The 373-nt window shown below is 67.3% G+C and carries 1 protein-coding gene; it reads left to right on the top strand.

The features are described 5' to 3' along the window. A partial coding sequence (locus AB4Z35_RS31210) for an extracellular solute-binding protein (protein ID WP_442101325.1) occupies positions 1–373 on the top strand: 373 nt, incomplete at both ends.

The raw sequence follows: 373 nt of genomic DNA, 5'->3' as shown, positions 1-373 counted from the left end.
GATTCCGTCGACGGGCTACGCCTACTGGATGTTCGGCGCGCTGGCCAAGCAGAACGGCGCCACGCTGATGAACGCCGCCGGCTCGCACACCACCTTCGACACGCCCAAGACCGTGGAGGCGCTCCAGTACTGGACCTCGCTGGCCAAGGACGGCCTGAGCCCGAAGGGCCTGATCGAATGGGGCACGCTGCGCCAAAACTTTGTCGAGGGCAAGACGGCGATGATGTGGCACTCCACGGGCAACCTGACCGCCGTGCTCAAGGATGCCAAGTTCGACGTGGGCGTGGCCCCGCTGCCGGGCAACCCGACGGGTGGCTCGCCCACCGGCGGCGGCAACTTCTACCTGTTCAAGAGCGGCAGCGAGGCCGAGCAG

The organism is Pseudomonas sp. KB_15 (genome assembly GCF_052114525.1).
GTDB lineage: Bacteria > Pseudomonadota > Gammaproteobacteria > Pseudomonadales > Pseudomonadaceae > Aquipseudomonas.
Note: the sequence above shows the minus strand (reverse complement) of the source record. Positions and strands in the feature narration are given on the sequence as shown.